General features: G+C 69.9%; 14 protein-coding genes. 13 read left to right on the top strand and 1 reads right to left on the bottom strand.

The genetic code is table 11. The features are described from left to right. Window positions 1-14 precede the first annotated feature (14 nt). On the bottom strand, window positions 15-1,601 hold the full coding sequence (locus tag QHF83_RS36380) for a hypothetical protein (RefSeq protein WP_282422637.1): 1,587 nt from the start codon (window positions 1,599-1,601) through the stop codon (window positions 15-17). An 89-nt stretch (window positions 1,602-1,690) separates the two neighbouring features. Between QHF83_RS36380 and QHF83_RS36375 the strand changes: the two genes are divergently transcribed. From QHF83_RS36375 to QHF83_RS36315, 13 genes are all read left to right on the top strand, one after another. Further along, the gene (locus QHF83_RS36375; protein WP_282422636.1) at window positions 1,691-3,496 is read left to right on the top strand and encodes a hypothetical protein; all 1,806 of its coding nucleotides are present in this window, start codon (window positions 1,691-1,693) and stop codon (window positions 3,494-3,496) included. Window positions 3,497-3,716: 220 nt separating this feature from the next. Further along, complete coding sequence (locus QHF83_RS36370; protein WP_282422635.1) at window positions 3,717-5,525, top strand: sigma-54 dependent transcriptional regulator; 1,809 nt, start codon at window positions 3,717-3,719, stop codon at window positions 5,523-5,525. A gap of 294 nt (window positions 5,526-5,819) precedes the next feature. After that, on the top strand, window positions 5,820-7,106 hold the full coding sequence (locus QHF83_RS36365) for a zinc-ribbon domain-containing protein (protein ID WP_282422634.1): 1,287 nt from the start codon (window positions 5,820-5,822) through the stop codon (window positions 7,104-7,106). A gap of 152 nt (window positions 7,107-7,258) precedes the next feature. After that, a complete protein-coding gene (locus QHF83_RS36360; RefSeq protein WP_282422633.1) occupies window positions 7,259-7,702 on the top strand; it encodes a thioredoxin family protein in 444 nt (147 codons plus the stop codon). 58 nt (window positions 7,703-7,760) lie between these two features. Next, window positions 7,761-8,294, top strand: coding sequence for a hypothetical protein (locus QHF83_RS36355; protein WP_282422632.1), 534 nt, complete (start codon window positions 7,761-7,763; stop codon window positions 8,292-8,294). After that, window positions 8,273-10,378 carry a DUF3570 domain-containing protein gene (locus QHF83_RS36350; RefSeq protein WP_282422631.1) on the top strand — a complete coding sequence of 702 codons (2,106 nt, stop codon included), beginning with the start codon at window positions 8,273-8,275 and terminating at the stop codon, window positions 10,376-10,378. Before QHF83_RS36355 ends, QHF83_RS36350 begins: the two co-directional genes overlap by 22 nt. Further along, the gene (locus tag QHF83_RS36345) at window positions 10,378-10,944 is read left to right on the top strand and encodes a hypothetical protein (protein WP_282422630.1); all 567 of its coding nucleotides are present in this window, start codon (window positions 10,378-10,380) and stop codon (window positions 10,942-10,944) included. The genes QHF83_RS36350 and QHF83_RS36345 overlap by 1 nt, the downstream gene beginning before the upstream one ends. Continuing rightward, on the top strand, window positions 10,941-11,507 hold the full coding sequence (locus tag QHF83_RS36340) for a hypothetical protein (RefSeq protein WP_282422629.1): 567 nt from the start codon (window positions 10,941-10,943) through the stop codon (window positions 11,505-11,507). The genes QHF83_RS36345 and QHF83_RS36340 overlap by 4 nt, the downstream gene beginning before the upstream one ends. A 96-nt stretch (window positions 11,508-11,603) precedes the next feature. Then, window positions 11,604-13,625, top strand: coding sequence for a serine/threonine-protein kinase (locus tag QHF83_RS36335; RefSeq protein WP_282422628.1), 2,022 nt, complete (start codon window positions 11,604-11,606; stop codon window positions 13,623-13,625). 295 nt (window positions 13,626-13,920) lie between these two features. Beyond that, window positions 13,921-14,943, top strand: coding sequence for a DUF4215 domain-containing protein (locus QHF83_RS36330; RefSeq protein WP_282422627.1), 1,023 nt, complete (start codon window positions 13,921-13,923; stop codon window positions 14,941-14,943). Window positions 14,944-14,960: 17 nt separating this feature from the next. Next, the gene (locus QHF83_RS36325) at window positions 14,961-16,436 is read left to right on the top strand and encodes a di-heme oxidoredictase family protein (protein ID WP_282422626.1); all 1,476 of its coding nucleotides are present in this window, start codon (window positions 14,961-14,963) and stop codon (window positions 16,434-16,436) included. Further along, window positions 16,433-17,920: a di-heme oxidoredictase family protein gene (locus QHF83_RS36320; RefSeq protein WP_282422625.1), complete on the top strand. Its 1,488-nt coding sequence runs from the start codon at window positions 16,433-16,435 to the stop codon at window positions 17,918-17,920. Before QHF83_RS36325 ends, QHF83_RS36320 begins: the two co-directional genes overlap by 4 nt. Continuing rightward, window positions 17,917-19,404, top strand: a complete 1,488-nt coding sequence (locus tag QHF83_RS36315; RefSeq protein WP_282422624.1) for a hypothetical protein — start codon at window positions 17,917-17,919, stop codon at window positions 19,402-19,404. Before QHF83_RS36320 ends, QHF83_RS36315 begins: the two co-directional genes overlap by 4 nt. Window positions 19,405-19,539: the final 135 nt, after the last annotated feature.

The following is a 19,539-nucleotide window of genomic DNA, read 5'->3' as shown; positions in this document are numbered from 1 at the left end:
CGAGTTTCTAGAGATCAGCGCGGCGCCGGACGGGTTTCGGCGCCGCTTTTTCTTTCGTAGATGCACCAGGCTCCGCCGCCGCGGAGCTTGATCGGCTCGGCCACGACGAACCCCGTGCGCAGCTCGCTGCTCGCGTGGAGCGCGCGGGACGAGGGGACCGTCGGGCTCTTGCAGTCGACGGTCGAGGAGATGATCACCACGTAGCGGGGGTTCCGCGCGAAGATCGCGTCGACGTACCCGGCGCCCGTCTTGTTCGTGTAGCCGCCTGGGAGGCGCGCGATCTCGGGCGCGAGCAGGCCGAGCATGTCCACGATGGGGAAGCCCGTCGCGTAGCCGACGTACCCGATGTCGGCGATGGCCACGGGGCCGGGTTTTTCGTGCGACGAGAGCCACGCTGCGGTGCGGCCGGCGGCGTCGTCCCAGAAAGCCTTGTCCTTGTCGAGGATGTCGCGCTGCGCCTGCCGGAGCGAGCCCACGCGCGCGCCGCCGGCGACGATCCCGAACAGCGCGACCGCGAGCGCCGCAGCGCGCTCCTTGCGTTCGGCGATGGTGCGCGCGGCGGCATCGACGAGCAGGAAGGCGAAGGGCTCGGCGGGCGCGAGGAAGCGATAGTAGGGCATCCAGTCGCCGCCGACGAAGAGCACGTAGAGGGCGAAGGTGACGGCGATGGATGCGATGGCGATCCCGTCCCGTCGTTTGCGGACGATGAAGATCGCGATCGCGGCGACCCCGAGCCAGATCGCTGGACCCGTGTGCATCACGTAGCGCCTGAGGTAGTCGACGCCGCCGTGGAGCTGCTGGTTCACGTCGCCCGTCTTCGCGGTGAGCGTGTTGGGGAAGAAGCCGCCGTAGTAGAAGCGGCGGAACGCGAGGTGCGCGAGCACGGGGACGGCGAAGGTCGCGAGGCGCGTGAGGCTCCGGCGAGAGAAGGGTCGATCCGGATGCCAGACGTAGAGCAGGAGCAAGAAGAGCGGCGCCTCGGGGCGCGTGAGGGCCGCGAGCGCGAAGAGCGGGCCCGACCAGGGGAAGACGTCCGCGTCGTCGTGCTCCTCGACGAGGAAACGATCGGTGCCGAGGAGGATCAGCAGGACGAAGAGCGGCGTCTCGAGGCCGAAGACGGCGTAGCCCGACTGGAGGAAGCTCGACGCGCAGAGCCAGGTCGCGAGGCACGGCGACCATCCGAGCGGCGCGAGCCTCTGCGCGATCCGGTAGACGGGGACGAGCGAGGCGCACGCGCAGACGACGCCGAGGATCTTCGCCGTGATCTCGGGGCGCGCGCCGAGCGTCGCGAAGACGCCGAGCAGCACGGTCCAGAGGAAGTTCGTGTACCCCTCGACGCGCTCGCCGAGGTTGTAGACGAGCCCGTGGCCCTCCGCGAAGTTCCGCGCGTAGCGGAAGGAGATGAAGGCGTCGTCGATCGTGAAGCTCGCGACGCGGTAGGCGTTCGCGACGACGAGCGCCATCGGCAAGACGAGTCCGAGCACGAGATGCGCACGGGGAGAGAGCGGCGCGCCGCCGAGCCAGGCGCGGAGAGAGGCGAGCGCGCTCGGCGGGGGGGGCTCGGGCAAGGCGGCGACAGGGCCGTTTTCGCGGGTCGACATCGCGGAGCGGCCCATACCTGGCCTTCGTCGCGGCGGAAAGCACGGCGACGCTTGCCAACACCGGGCCCTACGGTGTTATGGCCGTTGCCGTGAAGAGGACGTCCGAGGGCCAGGAACGAGGAAGCGACGCGGAAGCGGAGGCGGACGCGGAAGCGGGCGCGGAAACAGAAGCCGAAGCGGAGGCGGAGGCGGAGGCGGACGCGGAAGCCGAGGCCGATGCGGAAGAACCGGAATCGGACGACGATCCCGACGATCCCGACCCCGACGCCGCCGATCCCCCTTGGAAACGCCCGCCCGCGGCGACGTTCCGCGACTGGGTCGCCGGCGCGCCGTTGCCGCGGTCCGTGCACCTCGTGCTCGGCCTCGTCCTTCCGGCGATCGTGATGCTCGCGAACGCGTGGCGCGTCCTCTCGTTCACCATCGACGACGCGTACATCTCCTATCGCTACGCGCGGAACCTCGCGCGTGGCCTCGGCCTCGTCTACAACGCCGGCGAGCGCATCGAGGGGTACACGAACTTCCTCTGGACCGTGATCCTCGCCGGCGCGATCAAGATCGGCCTCGATCCCGACGTCACGGCGAAGGTGCTCGGCGCGGGCTCCGCCGTCGGCGCGCTCGTGATGATGTACCGCCTCTCCGATCGGCTGCGGCCCTTCGCGGCGGCGCCTTGCGTCGCGACGTGGCTCGCCGCGACCACCGTCGTCTTCTCGGGGTACGCGGTCTTCGGCCTCGAGACCGCGTTCTTCGTCTTCCTCCTGCTCGCGGGCACGTGGCTCTTCCTCCGCGAGATCGATCCCGAGGAAAAGAGTTCGTCCAAGGCGACGTTCCGTTTCCCCTGGTCGGGCCTCGTGTTCGGCCTCGCCGGCATCACGCGGCCCGAGGCGCCTGCCTTCGTCGGGCTGCTCATGCTCGTGCTCCTGTTCGGCCGTGATGCGTTCGGCACGAACAACGCCGCGGCCCGCGTGATCACCGCGCCGGGCGGCTTCTTCGGCAAGCAGAACCTCCTGCGCGGCGCGGCGTTCGTCCTGCCCGTCGGGACGCACCTCGCCTTCCGCCGCGCGTATTACGGCTCCTTCGTGCCGAACACGTTCTCGGCGAAGACGGGCAACTGGTCCGCGCAGATCGACGGCGGCGCCGACTACGTCCGGAACTACGTCAACCACGCCGGCCCCGTGCTCTACCTCGGGATCTTCGCGATCGCGATCGGCCTCGTGTGGCGCCGCCGCGATCTGCTCGCGGCCTCTGCGATCGCGATCTTCGTGCTCGTCTACGTCGTCCTCGTCGGCGGCGACTGGATGCCGTTCTTCCGCTTCATGGCGCCCTTCGAGCCGTTCGCGTTCCTGCTCATCTGCGTCTCGACGCGCGCGATCGTCGACCGCAAGAGCCGCGCGGCGAACCTCGCGCTCGCCGCGTTCCTGAGCATCGCTTTCTCCTTGCGGGTCGGGAACATGCAGAGCGCGCAGCGGCAGATCCTCGAGAAGGAGGAGCGCTTCTGGACGATGGCCGCGGGCGGCACGGCGAAGTGGTTCCTCGAGAACGGCCAGCCTGGCGAGATCGCGATCGGCGACATCGGGTACGTCGGGTACGCGACGGACTACCCCATCCTCGATCTGCTGGGCCTCGTCGATCCGGTCATCAGCAAGCTCGAGGGCGGCTACACGCGCAAGCTCGGCCCCGGCTTCCTCGATCGCTTCTTCGACAAGCGCTCGCTCTACTTCCTGCTCATCTCCTCGAACATCGACTGCAAGCACCCGTCCGTCCCGGGATCGCAGGTGATCTATCGTGATCGACGCTTCCTGCCGGCCTACGAAATCGCGGGTAAAGTGCCGCTCGACGCGGGCTTCGCGTGGTGCATCTACCGTCGCAAAGACATGCCCGGCGCGCGGTCGCCCTGAGGCATTCCGTACGAGCGTCCAGGCCGTACCTGACACGCACCTCGGGGTATCGCGATACCCAAACGAGGGGGATCCTGAATTGATCCCGGTGGGTGGCGTGAGCGAACCTCTTCGCTAGAGTTCCTTCACCGAAAGCGTGGAGGCGCCGCGTAGATCGCGCGGAGAACCTCCGGGGAGGAAAAGCTTGGGAGCGAGCGCTTCAGTGCATGCGAGGGGATCGATGCTCCGCGCGCACCGGGCGGCCGGGCACCATACGGGGCGTGTCTTGCTCGTCGAGGACGAGCCCGATCAGGCTGCGATCCTGGAGGCCGTGCTCCGCCACGAGGGGCTCGACGTCCTCGTCGCTTCGAGCGGCGAGCAGGCCCTCGAGATCCAGCATCGGACGCCCGCGGACGTGCTCGTGACCGATCTCAACCTCCCCGGGATGACCGGCATGGATCTCATGCGTCGGCTCACGCCTCCGACGGAGGATGAGACGACCAAGGCAGCCACGCCCGCGCCCGCGGTCGTGGTCGTGACGGGGTCGGGATCGGTGTCGAGCGCGGTCGACGCGCTGAAGCTCGGCGCGGCCGACTACCTGCAAAAACCGCTCGATCCAGCGCGGCTCGTGTCGCTCGTGCGCGAGCTCTTGTCCTCGGACAACGTCCGCGAGGCCGAGGGCGAGGACGACGACGCTGCAGCCGGGCCGCTCGTGTTCGAGGGCATGGTCGGCGGATCGCGCGGCATGCGCGAGGTCTTCGCCCGGATCGACCGGGTGGCTTCGACGATGGCGCCGGTGCTCATCGTGGGCGAGAGCGGCACGGGCAAGGAGCTCGTGGCGCGCGCGATCCACAACCGCAGCCCGCGCAAGAACGGCCCGTTCATCCCCGTGCACACGGGCGCGATCCCGCGCGAGCTCATCGGCAGCGAGCTCTTCGGCCACGAGAAGGGCTCCTTCACCGGCGCCTTCTCCTCGGCCGAGGGCAAGTTCGAGGCGGCGACGGGCGGCACCGTGTTCCTCGACGAGGTCGGCACGATGGACAGCGCCGTGCAGGTGAGCCTCTTGCGCGTCCTCGAGACCTACCGCTTCACGCGCGTCGGCGGCCGCAAGGAGATCGAAGCCGACGTCCGGATCGTCGCGGCGACGAACAAGGACCTGCTCGATCTCGTGGACGAGAACGTCTTCCGCGAGGACCTCTACTACCGCCTCAACGTCTTCACGATCACGCTGCCCCCGCTGCGCGAGCGCGTGGAGGACATCCTGCCGATCGCCGAGCGCTTCCTCGTGAAGTTCGCGAAGCGCTACGGCACGCCCGCGCGTCGTTTCGCCGAGGGCGCGATCCAGAGGCTCTACGTGCACGACTGGCCGGGCAACGTGCGCGAGCTCCGGAACGTCGTCGAGCAGACGGCGCTCTTCGCCGCGGGCGAGCTCGTCGCGCCGGAAGAGGTCCAGATCGGCCAGGGCCGCATCGAGCGGCGCACGGGCCGGCGCTCGCACCACGACCTCCAGGTCCAGGCGAGCCCGCCGCACCCGGAGCCGGAGCACCACGCGCCGCCTGCGCCGATCACGACCACGCCGCCGCCGGCGATCACGGAGGTCGAGGGGCGCGAGTCGCCGCCTTCGCTCGCCGAGCCGCCGCCGCCGTCCGCGTCCGCTTCGTTCGCGCAGACGCCGCTCCGCGCGTCGACGCCGCCTGCGCACGATCTCGAGGCTCGCGAGGGCGCCGATCGTGGCGAGCACCCGCTCGTGCTGCGTTTGCCCGTGGGCACGCGCCTCGCCGACGCCGAGCGCAAGTTGATCCTGCTGACGCTCGAGGCCGTGCGTGGCAACAAGCAGCGCGCGGCGCGCGTGCTCGGCATCAGCCGTCGCGGCCTCTACTCGAAGCTCCAGGCGTACGGCGAGCACGTGGGCAGCCACGAGGCCCCCGAGACGCAGGAGGCCGAGAGCCCGCAGGACAGCGCCGAGGAAGCGCCCGCGCCCGCCTCGGAAGAAGCGCCGAGCGTTCCCAGCGCCGCGACCGATCTCGACGCGAGCCGCTGTCTCTCCTGATCCCTTCTTCGATGATCTCGCGTGAACCGACCCGGCGGCGAGGCGCCTCGCCGGTCGGGTTCGTCCGCTGTCCTGCGATCCCGCTTCCCGACGGGGGTCGCTTTCGACACGCTTGCAAGCGCTTTTTTGGATCTGGTCTCAAGAAATTGCACGTGAAGACGAATTTTTGGCAGATTCGAGTCTTCCTCGTGGCTGATACGTCAGGAAAGGTCCGAAACGACAGGGCGCCCTGGTAAAGTCTTCGACCGAAGACCGACTCCAGGTAAACAGTCGACCCTCCGAACCAGACGCGACATGAAGATCACCTGCCAATCTTGCCAGTCGAAGTACACGGTTTCGGACGAGAAGGTCCAAGGCAAGACCGTCAAGATCAAGTGCCGTAAGTGCGGCGCGACGATCCTCGTCAACAGCAGCGGGGCGACCACGACGAACGCCGACGCCGCCTCGGCCGCGGGCGCCGAAGAGGCGGCGGCGGACGGCGGGGCGTACCAGATCAACGTGGCCGAAGGCGATCAGCGAACGATGTCGCTGCAAGAGATCGTCCAAGCCTACAACAGCTCCGTCATCACCGCAGACACCTACGTCTGGGCCGATGGCATGGGCGACTGGCAGCCCCTCGGGCAGGTGCAGGCGATCGTGGACGCGCTCAACGCGGCCGCGCAAGGCGCGAGCGCGCCGCAGCCTGCGCCCGAGCCCGCGCGAGCCGCCGTCAAGAAGGACGGGGCCCGCGGCGGAGCGCGCGATCTCTTCGGCTCCGACGGCGCCTCCGACGTGTCGACGAGCGCCTCGGGCATCGGCGGCTCCTCGCCCCGCGCGGCGCCTGCGCCCGTGCGCATCGGCGCCGGCAAGGAAGAGCAGTCCGCGCTCTTCTCGCTCAGCGCGCTGACGAACCGGGCCGCCACCTCGTCGTCGTCGGCCGCGAGCAGCCTCAGCAGCCTCGGCGCGCTCGCGTCGACGCCGTCGAAGTCGACGAACTCCGACGACTCGGGCCTCATCGACCTGAAGGCGCTCGCCGCAGGCGCGGCGTCGCCTCCGGCCGCGAGCGCGGCGGCGAGCTTGCTCGGCGACTCCGGCGGCCTGTTCGAGCTCGCGGCGCCGCCCGTCACGGCGCCCGCTGCAGCGCCGATCCCGATTCCCGAGGAGACCAAGCCGCAGAAGAACCGCACGCCGCTCTTCATCGGCCTCGGCGCGCTCGTCGCGGTCGGCGCGATCGTCGGCGCGTTCATGGTCATGAAGGGGGATCCGCCGCCGGAGCAACCGACGGCGCAGTCGACCGCGCCTGCGACCACGCCGCCTCCGCTCGAGACCGCGCCGCCCGCGCCGACGCCTTCGGTCGCCGAGACCGAAGCGCCCGCGGCCAGCGCGTCCGCGGTCGCGAACAAGGGCGCGACGACGAAAGCGGGCGGCGGCGCGACGACGAAAGCGGGCGGCGGCGCGACGACGAAGGCCGGCACCGGGACCACGACCGGCGGCGGCACGGCGCCCGCGTCCACCGCGAAGACCGCGCCGAAGCCGAGCTCCTGCGGCTGCGCGCCCGGCGATCTCATGTGCGCCATGCGCTGCTCTGCCAAGGGCAAGTGAACCTCCCGGGAGGGGGCTCCCGAAGCTCGATCTCGCGGAGCCCCGCCCCAATCCCCCTCGTTCGTCCTTCCAAACCCTCACACGATCCACGCGCGTTTGTCCTCGTCGTATGGGCATGCCTCGCCGCGTGCGCCGCGCGCGCGCCCGAGCCCATGCCCGTCGTGGCGATCCCCGGCGACGCGCCCGCCGTCGTCGCCGTCGGTGATGCGGGGCAGAGCGAAACGACGACGTCGTCGCGTCCGAGGCCGCTCGTGTGGGAGACGGACGAAACACGAGCACGCGCCCGCGCCGCGCGGGAGGGCTTGCCTCTGCTCGTGTTCCTCTCGGCCGACTGGTCCGCAGCCTCGATCGCGATGGCGCGGGAAGTCTGGTCCGATCCGCGCATCCTGCTCCAGCGCACGCCGATCGTGGCGTTGCGCCTCGATCTTTCGGCCGACACCCCCGACACCGAGCTCCGGTTCGCGCACTACGGCCTGCGCACCCTGCCGACGACGATCGTGTTCGACGCGCAGGGTCACGAGGCCGCGCGCCTCTCGGGCCTGTGCACCGTGGAGGAGGTCCTCGCGGCGATCGGGAGAGCCGCGGCCGATCCCTGACAGGAGAGCTTGTCCCTCTTTCACGGGCCCGGGTATGATGGCGAGCCTGCCCGGTAACATGCTCGATCGCTCATCCATCCTCCTTCTCGCCGCGCTCGCGGCGCTCCCCATGGCGGTCGCCGGATGCGCCACCGAGGAGATCCCGCCTTACGGCGATCCGGCAGAGGTCGTGGGAGGCGCGGGGGCTTCCTCGTCGTCCGGCGGCGTGACCTGCACGGGCGACTCCATGTGCGCCGTGAGCTTCGCGAACGACGTGGTCCCGATCCTCGAGGCCAAGGGCAAGTGCGCGGACGCCCAGTGTCACGGCATGGGCGCGGGCACGATCTCGCTGACCGCGGGCAACGCGGAGACGCTCCGCACCGAGCTCCTCGGGCTCACCGTGGCGAACGGGCCCTACATCGCGTGTGAAGCAGCGGAAAACTCGAAGATGCTGTGCAACCTTCGTGTCGAGATGGGGGTCACGAAGCCGCCGAACTGCGGCTCGCTCATGCCGAAGGTCGATCCCGACGACACCGTCGACGACGCGCGGCTCAACCAGACCGAGTACACGACCATCGAGGAGTGGATCAAGTGCGGCGCGCCCGACAACTGATCCGCGCGTTCCTGCTGCCGACGGCCGTCTTCGCGCTCGTCGGGCTCACGGACGCCGGGCCTTCGTACGCGGGGGACAAGGACGCTGACGGCCTCGTCGCGGTCGCCGAGGCGATGAACGAGTTCGTCGAGGGCAAGTACGACAAGGCCCTCGGCAGGCTCGATGCGGCGCTCAAGGCGTGCAAGGGCAAGGCCTGCGAGCCGAGCGTGCGCGCCGAGATCCAGATGGCGATCGGCGTCATCCAGGGCGCGGGCAAGAAGAAGCTCGACGCGGCGAAGAAGGCGTTCGAGTCGGCCCTCAAGGAAGACGCGAACGTCAAGCTCGACAAACAGTGGGCCACGAAGGACCTCGAGAAGACCTTCGCCGAGGCGCGGCAGGTGCTCGGTCCTTCGCGCCAGCCGCCCACGAAGCAGCAGATGGCGTCGGTCACCACGGCGCAGGCGGCGCTCGCCCAGAAGGACTGGAGCGGGTGCATGCAGACGCTCATCGCCGAGATGGCGACGTCGAGCGAGTTCGCCGCGGGCAAACTCATGCTCGCGAAGTGCCAGGACGCCGGCGGCCTCTTGCTCGAAGCTGCCGCGGACGCGCAGATCGCGGCGAAGTACGCCGAGGAAGAGAACAACGCGGCCGTCGGGGAAGAGGCGAAGGCGCTCCTCGAAAAACTCCAGATCGACACGCCCACGATCACGCTGCAGATCCCGAGCTCGTGGAGCGAGGTCGAGGTCAAGATCGACGGCGTCGTCGTCCCGGCCGACAAGGTCAAGCAGCCGATCCCGCACAACCCCGGCAAGGCCACGATCGAGGCCAAGGGCAAACGCGGCAAATTCCCCGCGCAGTACAAGTCGACCGAGGCCTTCGATCGCGGCGAGCAGATCACCGTGAACGTCGATCAGGGCAACGCGGGCGGCAACAACAGCGCCGTCTTCCAGTGCATGCAGGCCGCGCGCACGCCGGCCGACATGCAGCGCTGTATCGACACCGGCGGCAAGGGCCGCGGCTTCACGCTGAAGGCCGGCGTCGAGACGATGTTCTACACCGACACGCTGAACACCACGGTCGTGTCGCCCGCCGCGTACATCTCCGGCGAGAACCCGACCGCGGGCTGGCAGGTCGGCGGCAGCTTCATCGTCGACGTCGTCAGCACCGCGTCGCCCGACATCGTGGCCACGGCGTCGCGGCGGTGGAACGAGCGGCGTTACGCGGGATCGCTCTCCGGTGACTTCAAGGTCGGCCCCGCGAAGATCGGCTTGAACGGCGCGGTCTCGGTCGAGCCGGACTACCTCGCGCGCAGCGTGGGCGTCGCGGTGAGCACCGACCTCAAGAGCAAGATGGTCACGCCGACGCTCGCGTACAACATCGGCTTCGACGCCTTGAGCCGCGCGGGCACGCCGTTCGAGGTCTTCCGCGAGGACATCCTGCGGCACACGATCGACGCGGGCGTCTCGCTCGTGATCGATCCGAGCACGATCGTCGTCGTCGGTGGCACGGCGGAGCTCGTCTTCGGCGACACCTCGAAGCCGTACCGCCACATCCCGATGTTCTCGCAGGCGATCGCCTCGCGCATCCCGCTCGGCGCGACGCGAGAGGTCGTCAGCCAGAACCGCTTGCCCTTCGCGCCGCTCGAGCAGCTCCCCACCGAGCGCAGCCGCTTCGCGCTCGTCGGGCGCGCGGCCAAGCGCTTCGAGAAGGCCACGATCCGCGGCGACGAACGCCTCTACGTCGACACGTGGGGGCAGATGGCGAGCACCACGGACGCGCGCTTCTTCTTCGACGTCAACGACGACCTGCGCCTCGGCAGCCACCTGCGCTTCAACATCCAGTCGTCGGTCGACTTCTGGAACCGCGCCTATGTCGCCACGCAGACCGCGACTGGGTGGAGCGTCCCCGAGTACCGCACGAGTGATCGCGAGCTCGGCGCGCTCATGGGCTTCACGCTCGGCGCCAACGCGAGGTACGCGCTCGCCCGCGTGCTCTCGGCGCAGCTCCAGGTCGAGGGCCTCTACAACCAGTACTTCGACCACATCTACGTCTTCAACCGGTTCGGCCTGTTCACCGCCGTGACCCTGGAGCTGGAGGTCGATTGATGGTCCCCGTATCGAGCGGGCGGTTCGTCGCCGCGCTCTCGTTCGCCGTCGCCCTGTCCTCTCTGGGCGCCCTTGGTTGCAACGGCAACGACCCCATCCCGCAGGAGGTCATCGACGGTTTGCCCGCGGAGACCGGGTCGCCGAGCGCGCTGCACCGGCCGGGTCAGCCGTGTTTGTCCTGCCACTCCACGTACGGGGGCGACGCGCCTGCGTTCGCGATCGCCGGCACCGTGTACAAGGAGACCTCGATGGGCGCCCTCGCGGCCGCGCCCAACGTGAAGGTCGAGATCTTCGACTCGGCGGGGCCCTCGCGCTTCGCGTGCACGAACGCGGCCGGCAACTTCTACATCGAGAAGGACAAATGGGCCGACCTCACCTTCCCGCTCAAGGTGAGGGCCGGCCAGCGCAGCATGAACTCGATCATCGGCCGCGAGGGCTCGTGCGCCGCGTGCCACAAGCTGCCCTCGGACGACAGGCCCGGAAATGGCGCCGGCAAAGACTCGGCCGGCGTGGTGCTCGTCGATGACGGAGACACGGATCCCATCTGTGGTGGAGGTGCGCCGTGAAGAGGAACGTGCGTGAACGGCTCCGGGCGGCGCTCGGCCGGCGCTCCCTCGCGGCGCTCGGCGTCCTCGCGACGGGGCTCTTCGGCCTCGGCTTCGGGGCTTCGAGCTGCGTGGGCGAGGCGGGGCTCGAAGCGTACGGGTGTCCGAACCCGGCCGTCTTCACGGCGAGCGTCTCGCCGTATCTCGAGCGCCGCTGCGGCACCCTCGATTGCCACGGCCAGCCGACGCGCCCGATGCGCATCTACGGCCAGCTCGGCCTGCGCCATCCGGTGGAGAACAACGTCTCCGGCGGCGCCGCGACGACGCAGCTCGAGCTCGAGTCGAACTACGCGGCCGTGTGCAACCTCGATCCCGCGGCCATGCAGCAGGTCGTCGACGATCTCGGCTCCACGGCCGACAAGCTCCTGCTCGTCAACAAGGCGCGGGGGCTCGAGCGGCACAAGGGCGGCAAGATCGTGAACGAGCAGGATCCCGGGGATCTTTGCATCCTCGGTTGGCTCGGCTTCAAGGACGCCGCCACCGTGGCGGCCTCCTGCACGGCGGCGATCGAGCCCTTGAAGTAGGGGATCCCGCGAAGCGATCGCGGGAAGTACCACCCGAGACCCGAGACGTGCCAGAATGCCCCCGCGGCTTTCCTCGACGCCGCCACGATCCGAAACATGCGACCTGACGAAATTCGCCCGGGCGGCCTCGTGGCCGGGAAGTACCGCATCCGGACCATTCTCGGCCGGGGGCACGGGGTCCTCGTCGAGGCCTTCAACACCGAGTTCGACCAGCGGGTCGCGATCCGCCTCTTGCTTGCCGGCCAGACCGACGACAAGGAGCTCGAGCGATTCCGGCGCGAGGCCCGCACGCTCGCCAAGCTCGAATCCGAGCACGTCGCGCGCATCATCGACGTCGGCACCCAGCAGGACGGCACGTTTTACCTCGTCCGGCAGTTCCTCGAAGGCACGGACCTCGCCACGCACGTCAAGACCCGCGGCCCCTTGCCCTTGCAGGAGGCCTGCTTGCTCATCCTGCAGGCGGCGGAGGCGGTCGCCGAGACGCACGGGCACGGCATCATCTTCCGCGAGCTCCAGCCGCAGCACCTCTTCGTGACCACGCGCGTCGGCGGCGCGCCTTTCCTCAAGGTCATCGACTTCGGCACCGCGAAGCTCATGCGCGACGTCGCCGCGCCGATGGCGGGCGAGATGACGGCCACGACGATGCTCGGCCTCTCGCCCTACTCCTCGCCGGAGATCGTGCGGAAAGCGAAGAGCATCGACGTGCGGGCCGACGTCTGGTCGCTCGGCGCGATCCTCTACTTCCTGCTCACGGCGCGCCCGCCCTTCGAGGGCGAGATGGCGATGTTGATGCTCCAGATCACGAAAGAGGAGCCGCGCCCCGCGACGCAGCTCCGCCGCGATCTGCCGCCCGAGATCGATCAGATCCTCGGCTGGGCGCTGGCCAAGGACGTCGATGGCCGCTTCGCCAACGTGCACGGCTTCGCGCATGCGCTCCGGCCGTACGTCACGGCCGAGGGGCAGGTGATCATCGATCGCATCGGCGCGATCACCCACGCGGCCAAGCAACGCAAGAAGACCGGCTCCGTCCCGCCGCCGCCCTTGCCCGCGCCCACGCCGCCCCCGCGCGCGTCCGGGGGTGGCCAGATCACCGAGCTCGACATCGAGGACGAGGAGTCCGTCACGCGTATCCAGAGCTCGGCCGCGGCGCTTGGCGAAATGGAACGGACCATGTTCCTCGCCGGCGATTTCGTCCCGCAGCCGCCCGGCCCGCCCAAGGACGCGAAGGCGGGAACGCCGGGCACGGTTCCTTTCCCGAATCCCGCCGGCGGAGGCCCCGTCTTCGGGGGCGCGGCGAGCGGGATGGGGCCCTCGGTGCTCGGCCCTTCGGGCGCTCCCGATGCGGGGGCGCGCCCGGCGCAGAATACGTGGGCCGCGGGACGCCCCGATCCGACGACGCCGTCCGGGGCCGTGATCTCGCCGCCGGGCACGGGCCCGGCCGCCGGGGTGGTCGAGCCAAACCCGTTCGCCCCGAAAAAGGATCGACGTATCCTCTTCGGCGGCCTTGCGGCCGCGGCCGTGCTCGTGCCCGTGATCCTCGTGCTCCTGCTCGTCGGGGGCGACAAGAAGGGCGGGGAGGGGACCACGGCGGACAGCGCGGGCCCGGTGGCCGTCGCGCCGCCGCAGACGACGACGGCCGCGCCGGCCGCCACGGCGCCGCCGCCGGCCACGACCGAGACCACGCCTCCGCCGGCGGAGGATCCCGTCGCGGTGAACACGCCTCCGGCCGGCGATCCGAATACCGGCAAGCCGGCGGCGGGCGGCAATGCAGGCGGCGGCACTGCGCCTTTTGGCACGACGCCGAACAGCGGCGCGACCCCGAAATCCACGGCGACGGCCACGAGCACGGCGAAGGCGCCTCCCACGGCGACGGCCACGGCGACGCCGACGGCTGCGCCTGCGGCCGGCGGCAACGGCACGCTCGTCGCGGTCGCGGTCGGCGGCACGTGTGCGTTTTCGGTGAACGGCGCCTCCAAGGGCACCACGTCGACGCTCAAGCTCTCGCTCTCGCCGGGCACCTATTCGGTGAGCTGCAAGCCTGCGAGCGGCGCCACGAAATCGAGGAGCGTGGCCATCAAGAGCGGCGAGACCGCGATGGCGATGTTCAAGCTCCAGTGAAGTCTTGCAGGGCAGCCGCGATTGACGCGCTGCCCGCCCATTGCACCAACCTCGCGCGTACGACCCCCGGGTGCGTCGGCTGTCTCACGACGCATTGCGGTAATTTGCATATTCGTGCCGCGTGCGCGTGCGCCTTTCGACTGCGAATGAATGTACGCGAATCGCCGTTCGGCGAGCGCTTCTCGAACGGGTTTTCAGCGACATTTATGTGTTGACCCACCGAACCGCCCTTGTTTAACTAAGAGGCTGGTCCATCGCGTGACGGCGTCGTGGGGAGAAGCATCGGGAGTGGAGCATGCGTAATAGCTTTATCAAATCGATTCTCGTACCGTTGACCGCGCTCGGCCTGGCGGCGTTTTTCGCCCAGGCATGCAGCGGCGGAGACAACTCGAACTCGGGCGGCGGCCCTGCTGGCTGTATTCCCGGATCCACCGCCGCGTGCATCTGCGCCGGCGGGCTCGAGGGCGTGCAGGTCTGCAACGCGGCCGGCAATGGCTACGAGGCCTGTGATTGCGGGTCGAGCGGCCCCGGCGGCAGCGGCAGCGGCGGCGGCGGCCCTGTGACGTGCGTGGAAGGCGGCTCCACGGCGGTCGTCTGCGGCAATGGCACCATCGATCCGGGCGAGGAGTGCGACGACGGCAACTGCGTGCCCGACGACGAGTGCTCGGACAAGTGCAAGAACCCGTACTGCGGCGACAAGATCGTCCAGTCGGGCGAGGACTGTGACGACGGCCAGAACGAGGTCGGCGACATGTGCCCCGACGACTGCAAGCTCCCGGACGCCGGCCCCGACGCCCCGGTCGATCCCTGCGCCGGCAAGCTCATTTTCAACGACTTCACCGCGGCGCCGATCGCCTCGCAGTGGAGCTACATGGGCAGCCTCGGTTACGAGGCCGGCACGAAGATGTGCCAGGCCATCGGCGCGGCGGGCGTCTGCGACTACGAGCAGCTCGCCGAGATCTTCAACAACCAGGCCGCGCACCCGGTCGACGTCGCCAAGATCACCGCGAAGGTCCCGGCCGGCGGCATGATCACGGCGTGGGTCAATCGTACCACGATGACGACCATCGGCGGCACGTCCTATCCGGTGGGCGCGGGCGGCCGCTGCAACAACTGGACGTACATGACGAACCACATCGACGACGGCGAGTTCGTGACCGTCACGAACACGGCCGGCACGATCGCGGGCGCGTTCACGCTCGATGCGAACCCGGGCTTCAGCGGCGATCCCGCGGACGGCTTCGCCGGCCCCGGCCTCGATTGCGGCGGCGTGCAGCGCTACATCCCGTGCTGCTTCCCCGTCTGCCAGAAACCCTGACGAATGGAAAACGGGTCATGAGCGCCTTCCGCCGTTTCGGATTCGCGCTCGTCCTCCCCCTGGCGGCCGGCCTTTTGGCCGCCGGGGGCGAGGAGCCCATTCCCTGGCCCCACGGAGATGCCCCTTCCTCCGCCGATCTCGACGAGGGCGTCGGCGCCGCCCTCTCGCTCGCCACGCTCGAGCGCGTCGAGGAGTTCCTCGAGGCCGCCGAGAAGGGCGAGGATCGCGAGCATATCTTCGCGCTGCAGACGAACATCGATCTCGGCGCCTACGATCTCGAACGGCTCTTCGCCTTCGGTGATGCGCTCTTCGCGCACGAGTTCCGCGGCGAGGACGGCTTCGGCGATCGACCTTTGCCCGGGCTCTCCCGCGTGCATTCGGGCGTGCGCGGCGGGCTCGACACGTATTCGTGCGCGGGTTGCCACTCCGTCGGCGGGCCCGACGGCGCGGGCGCTCCCACGCAGAACGCATTCCTCCTCGGCGACGGCGACCGGGCTTCCTCGGCGAACCAGCGAAACGCGCCGCACGTGCTCGGCCTCGGGTTCGTCCAGGCCCTCGGCGCCGAGATGACCTTCGAGCTCGGACAAACCCGCACCAACGCGCTCGCGAAGGCCGCGGATACCGGCGCCGACGTGACCGTGCCGCTCGAATCGAAGGGCGTCTCGTTCGGCAGCCTCACGGCGCATCCGGACGGCTCGCTCGATACGTCGGCGGTCGTCGGCGTGGATCGGGATCTCGTGGTCAAACCCTTCGGCTGGAAGGGCGAGATCGCGCGGCTCCGGCGCTTCACCGAGGACGCCGCGCGGATTCATTTCGGCGTCCAGTCGCACGTGCTCGCGCTCGGTTGGCAGGTCGAGCCCGACGTGCCGCACCTCGGCGCGGGGCCGAACTGGTGGGATCCCGATAACGACGGCGTGCAACGCGAGATCGAGGAGGGGATCCTGACGGCGACCGCGGTGTACATGGCGATGCTGGAGACGCCGGTGATCCTGCCGCCGCACGATCCGGGCCTGCGCGCGCGCTGGTCGAACGGCATGGCCGTGTTCGAGGAAGCAGGCTGCGCGAGCTGCCATCATCCGGAGCTGCCGCTCGCGAACGTGCGATGGGACGAGTGGCCCGATACGACGGGTGGTCCTCCGGTCGAGCTGAATCTGATGCGCGACGGCGAAAAGCCGCGCGGCACGAGCCTCGTGAAGCTCTACAGCGATCTCAGGCGGCACGACATGGGCGAAGAGCTCGCCGATCCGCACGACGGCGCCTTCGACATTCCGCGCAGCGTCTTCCTCACGCGCCCGCTCTGGGGACTCGCCGAGACCGCGCCGTACCTGCACGACGGCCGCGCCGCGACGATCCCCGAGGCCATCCTCGCCCACGGCGGCGAGGCCGCGGCCGCGCGGGACGCGTTCCGCGCGCTCGATCCCGAGGACCAGAAGGACCTCCACGTCTTTTTGCTCTCGCTCACGCGGGAGCCGAAGGTCCACGTGCTGCAATGAAACGCGCGCTCGTCTTCTCGCTCGTGGTCACCACGCTCGCGGCATGCGCGCTCGATCCGGCGCCCGTGCCCACGGCGCAGAAAGGCTCGGCGCGCGCGCTCGGGGTGTACACGACAAACCTCGATCCAGACCTCGAGCGCCAGGCGTATGATGCCCTCGCGCGTGACGCGCGCAGGCGCGAGCATCGGTTCCTCGACGCCGCGGATCCCGGCCACCTCGCGCGCTCGATCCGCATCGAGCAATCCGACCTCGAAGCGGGCGTCCATTCGCCCGAGGAAATCTTCCAGCTCGGCGCGCAGATCTTCCACGCCACGTTCACGCCCGAGATGGGCTACGGCGGCAAGGATCGACCGCACCTCACGCGGTTTCACGAGGGTCGCCGCGGCGGCCCCGACGCCATGCGGTGCGATTCGTGCCACTGGCGCGGCGGCCCCGGCGGCGCGGGCGACGGCGCGGACAACACGTACCTCGCCGGCGACGGCGATCGACAATCGAGCGCGCTCGCGCGCAACCCGCCCTCGCTCGTCGGCGCGGGCCTCGTCGAGCTCCTCGCCCGCGAGATGAGCGCCGAGCTCGCCCGCGCGCGTGACGCGCTCGTCGCGAAGGCGAAGGCCGAGGGCAAACCCGCGCGTAGCCAGCTCGTGGCCAAAGGCGTCGCGTTCGGCGAGCTCGAAGCGCGGCCCGACGGCGGCATCGACGGAACGAGCCTCCTCGGCGTCGACACCGATCTCGTGGTCAAACCCTTCGGCTGGAAGGGGCATTTCGCGTCGCTGCGCGACGTCGTCGAGGACGAGCTCAACGTCCACCACGGCATGCAATCGACATGGCTCGTCGCGCACGCCGAGCCCGCGCGCATCGGCGCGTTTGGCGGGACGGACCCCGACGGCGACGGCGTCAAGGACGAGATCCGCGAGGGCCAGGTGACCGCGCTCGCGCTCTTCCTCGCCATGCAGGAGGTGCCGATCGCGGATCCGCCCGAGGATCAGGATCACATCGTGCGCCTCGGCGCGGGCGAGGCGCGTTTCCAGGCGCTCGGCTGCGCGAGCTGCCACATCCCCGCGCTCACGCTGGAGAGCGCCGTGTATTCGCTCCCGAGCCGCGAGGGCGGCGCTCCCGTTCGCGTCGATCTCGAAAAGGACGCGGCCGTCCCGCGCATCGCGCCGCCGATCGACGGAGGCCCGCTGCGGGTCTACCTCTACAGCGATCTCAAGCGGCACGACATGGGCCCCGCGCTCGCCGAGAAGCAGGCGGATCGGGGGGTTCGTCCGGGCACGTTCCTCACGCGCCCGCTCTGGGGGATCGCGCGGAGCCGCCCGTACCTGCACGACGCGCGCGCGCCGACCCTCGAGGACGCGATCCTGCTCCACGGCGGCGAGGCGCAGGCCGCGCGCGACGCGTTCGCCGCGCTCTCGGAGTCCGAGCGCGCCGATCTCCGCGTCTTTCTCACGTCGCTCACCCGGGCTCGTCGGCTCTCCGTTCCATGACACGTCTCCACGCTGTTCTGCTCCTCCTCGGCTTCGGCGCACTCGGATGCGGCGAGGTCGAAGTCACCTGTGACGACCCCGTCGCCTGCACGTGCGGCCCCACGCGCGCCTTGCCCGAAGGCGGTTGCTGTCCTGCCTGGAGCGTGGCCGACGGGGGCGTTTGTCGCGTCCGCACCTGGACGTACCCCGCGGCTTCGCAGGTGATCGGCGGCCCCGGGGCGCGCCGCGTGTACGCGTCGATCGACGGGCGCGGTCGCGGGCTCTTCGTGTGGGACGAGGCGACCGTGCCCGGCGCGGACGTGGTCGTCGTCGCCGAGGAGACGGACGCAGGTTTGTCCCTGCGCAAGCCGAGCGCCGTGCTGCCCGGTTTCGCCGGCATGGGCGTCGTCATCGGCGGCGAAGCGGGCGACGCGGTCGTGTCGTGGCGTCAGTCGATCACGGGCGCCGAGGGCGACGTCTACCGGAGCGAACGCGCGCCGGACGGGACATGGACGGATCCGATGTCCGTCGCGGATCGTGTGTCCTCCGGGGAAAAGGCGTACGAGCCGCGGCTCGCGGCGCGGCCGTCGGGCGAGATCCTGCAGGTGTGGAACCAGTGGTACGACGGTTCCCATTACGGCGTCGCGCTCGCGCGCCGGAAGGGCCCGGGCGAGGCGTGGGAAGGGCCGTCCGCGGAGGACGACGTGCTCTCGCCGCCCTCTTTTTTTTCGAACGCGCCGCAGGTGACGGTGAACGGGCGCGGCGACGCGCTCGTGTCCTGGTACCAGTCGGCCGGCAGCCAGCTGATGGCGTTCATGAGCGAACGGAACGGCGCGGAAGGCGCGTTTTCCCGGCCAGGCGTGGACGATTATCTCTCGGCCCCAGGCGCGCCCGTCGACAACGATCCCATCTGCAACCCGAAGCCCGCCCTCGCCGAGGACGGTCGCAGCGTCGTGGTGTGGACGCAGGAGACGGGGCAAGGCGGCGTCGCAGTGTACCTCGCGTCGCGCGACGCGAACGGCGCGTGGACGCAGCCCGCAGACCTCGCAGATACGTTCTCGCAACCCGAGGGCAAGTGTCGAGATGCGCGCGCAGCGTTCGATCCGCTCGGTCACCTGTACGTCACCTGGTCCGAGGACACGGGCACAGGGGCCGCGGTGCACCTCGCGGAGCGCGCGCCCGACGGGACGTGGATTCATCCGGGCGATCGGCCCCTCGTGCTCTCGACCGAAGGTGCGACGCAGGCGATCACGCCGGTGCTCGCCGTCGGCCGAGATGGCGGGGTGATCGTGGCATGGAGCGAGGAGGTGGGCGATCACTTCCGCGTGGCGGCGCGGCGTGGCAGCGCAGCAGGCTTCGGGCTCATCGAGGTCCTCTCGCCCGCGGGAGATCATGCGCTCTCGCCGCAGGTGGCCATCGGCGGACCGAAGGATCGCGCCGCGGTCGTGTGGATCCAGGGCGAGCCGACCGTCGGCCGCGTCCTGTTCGCGACGCTCGCACCCTGAGAGGGTGGTGCTGCTGCAGCGTCGCGCCGGGGTTTCACCCCGGACCCCGACCAGGGGTTGTCCACCCCTGGACCCGGACCAGCGCAAGCGCTGGACTCGGGGTCGATGAACTGCGCGATGCGCAGTTCATCGAAC

Origin of the sequence: Polyangium sp. 15x6 (assembly GCF_029960785.1) — a bacterium.
Taxonomy (GTDB): domain Bacteria; phylum Myxococcota_A; class Polyangia; order Polyangiales; family Polyangiaceae; genus Polyangium.
This window is presented reverse-complemented; position numbering and strand designations above follow the sequence as displayed.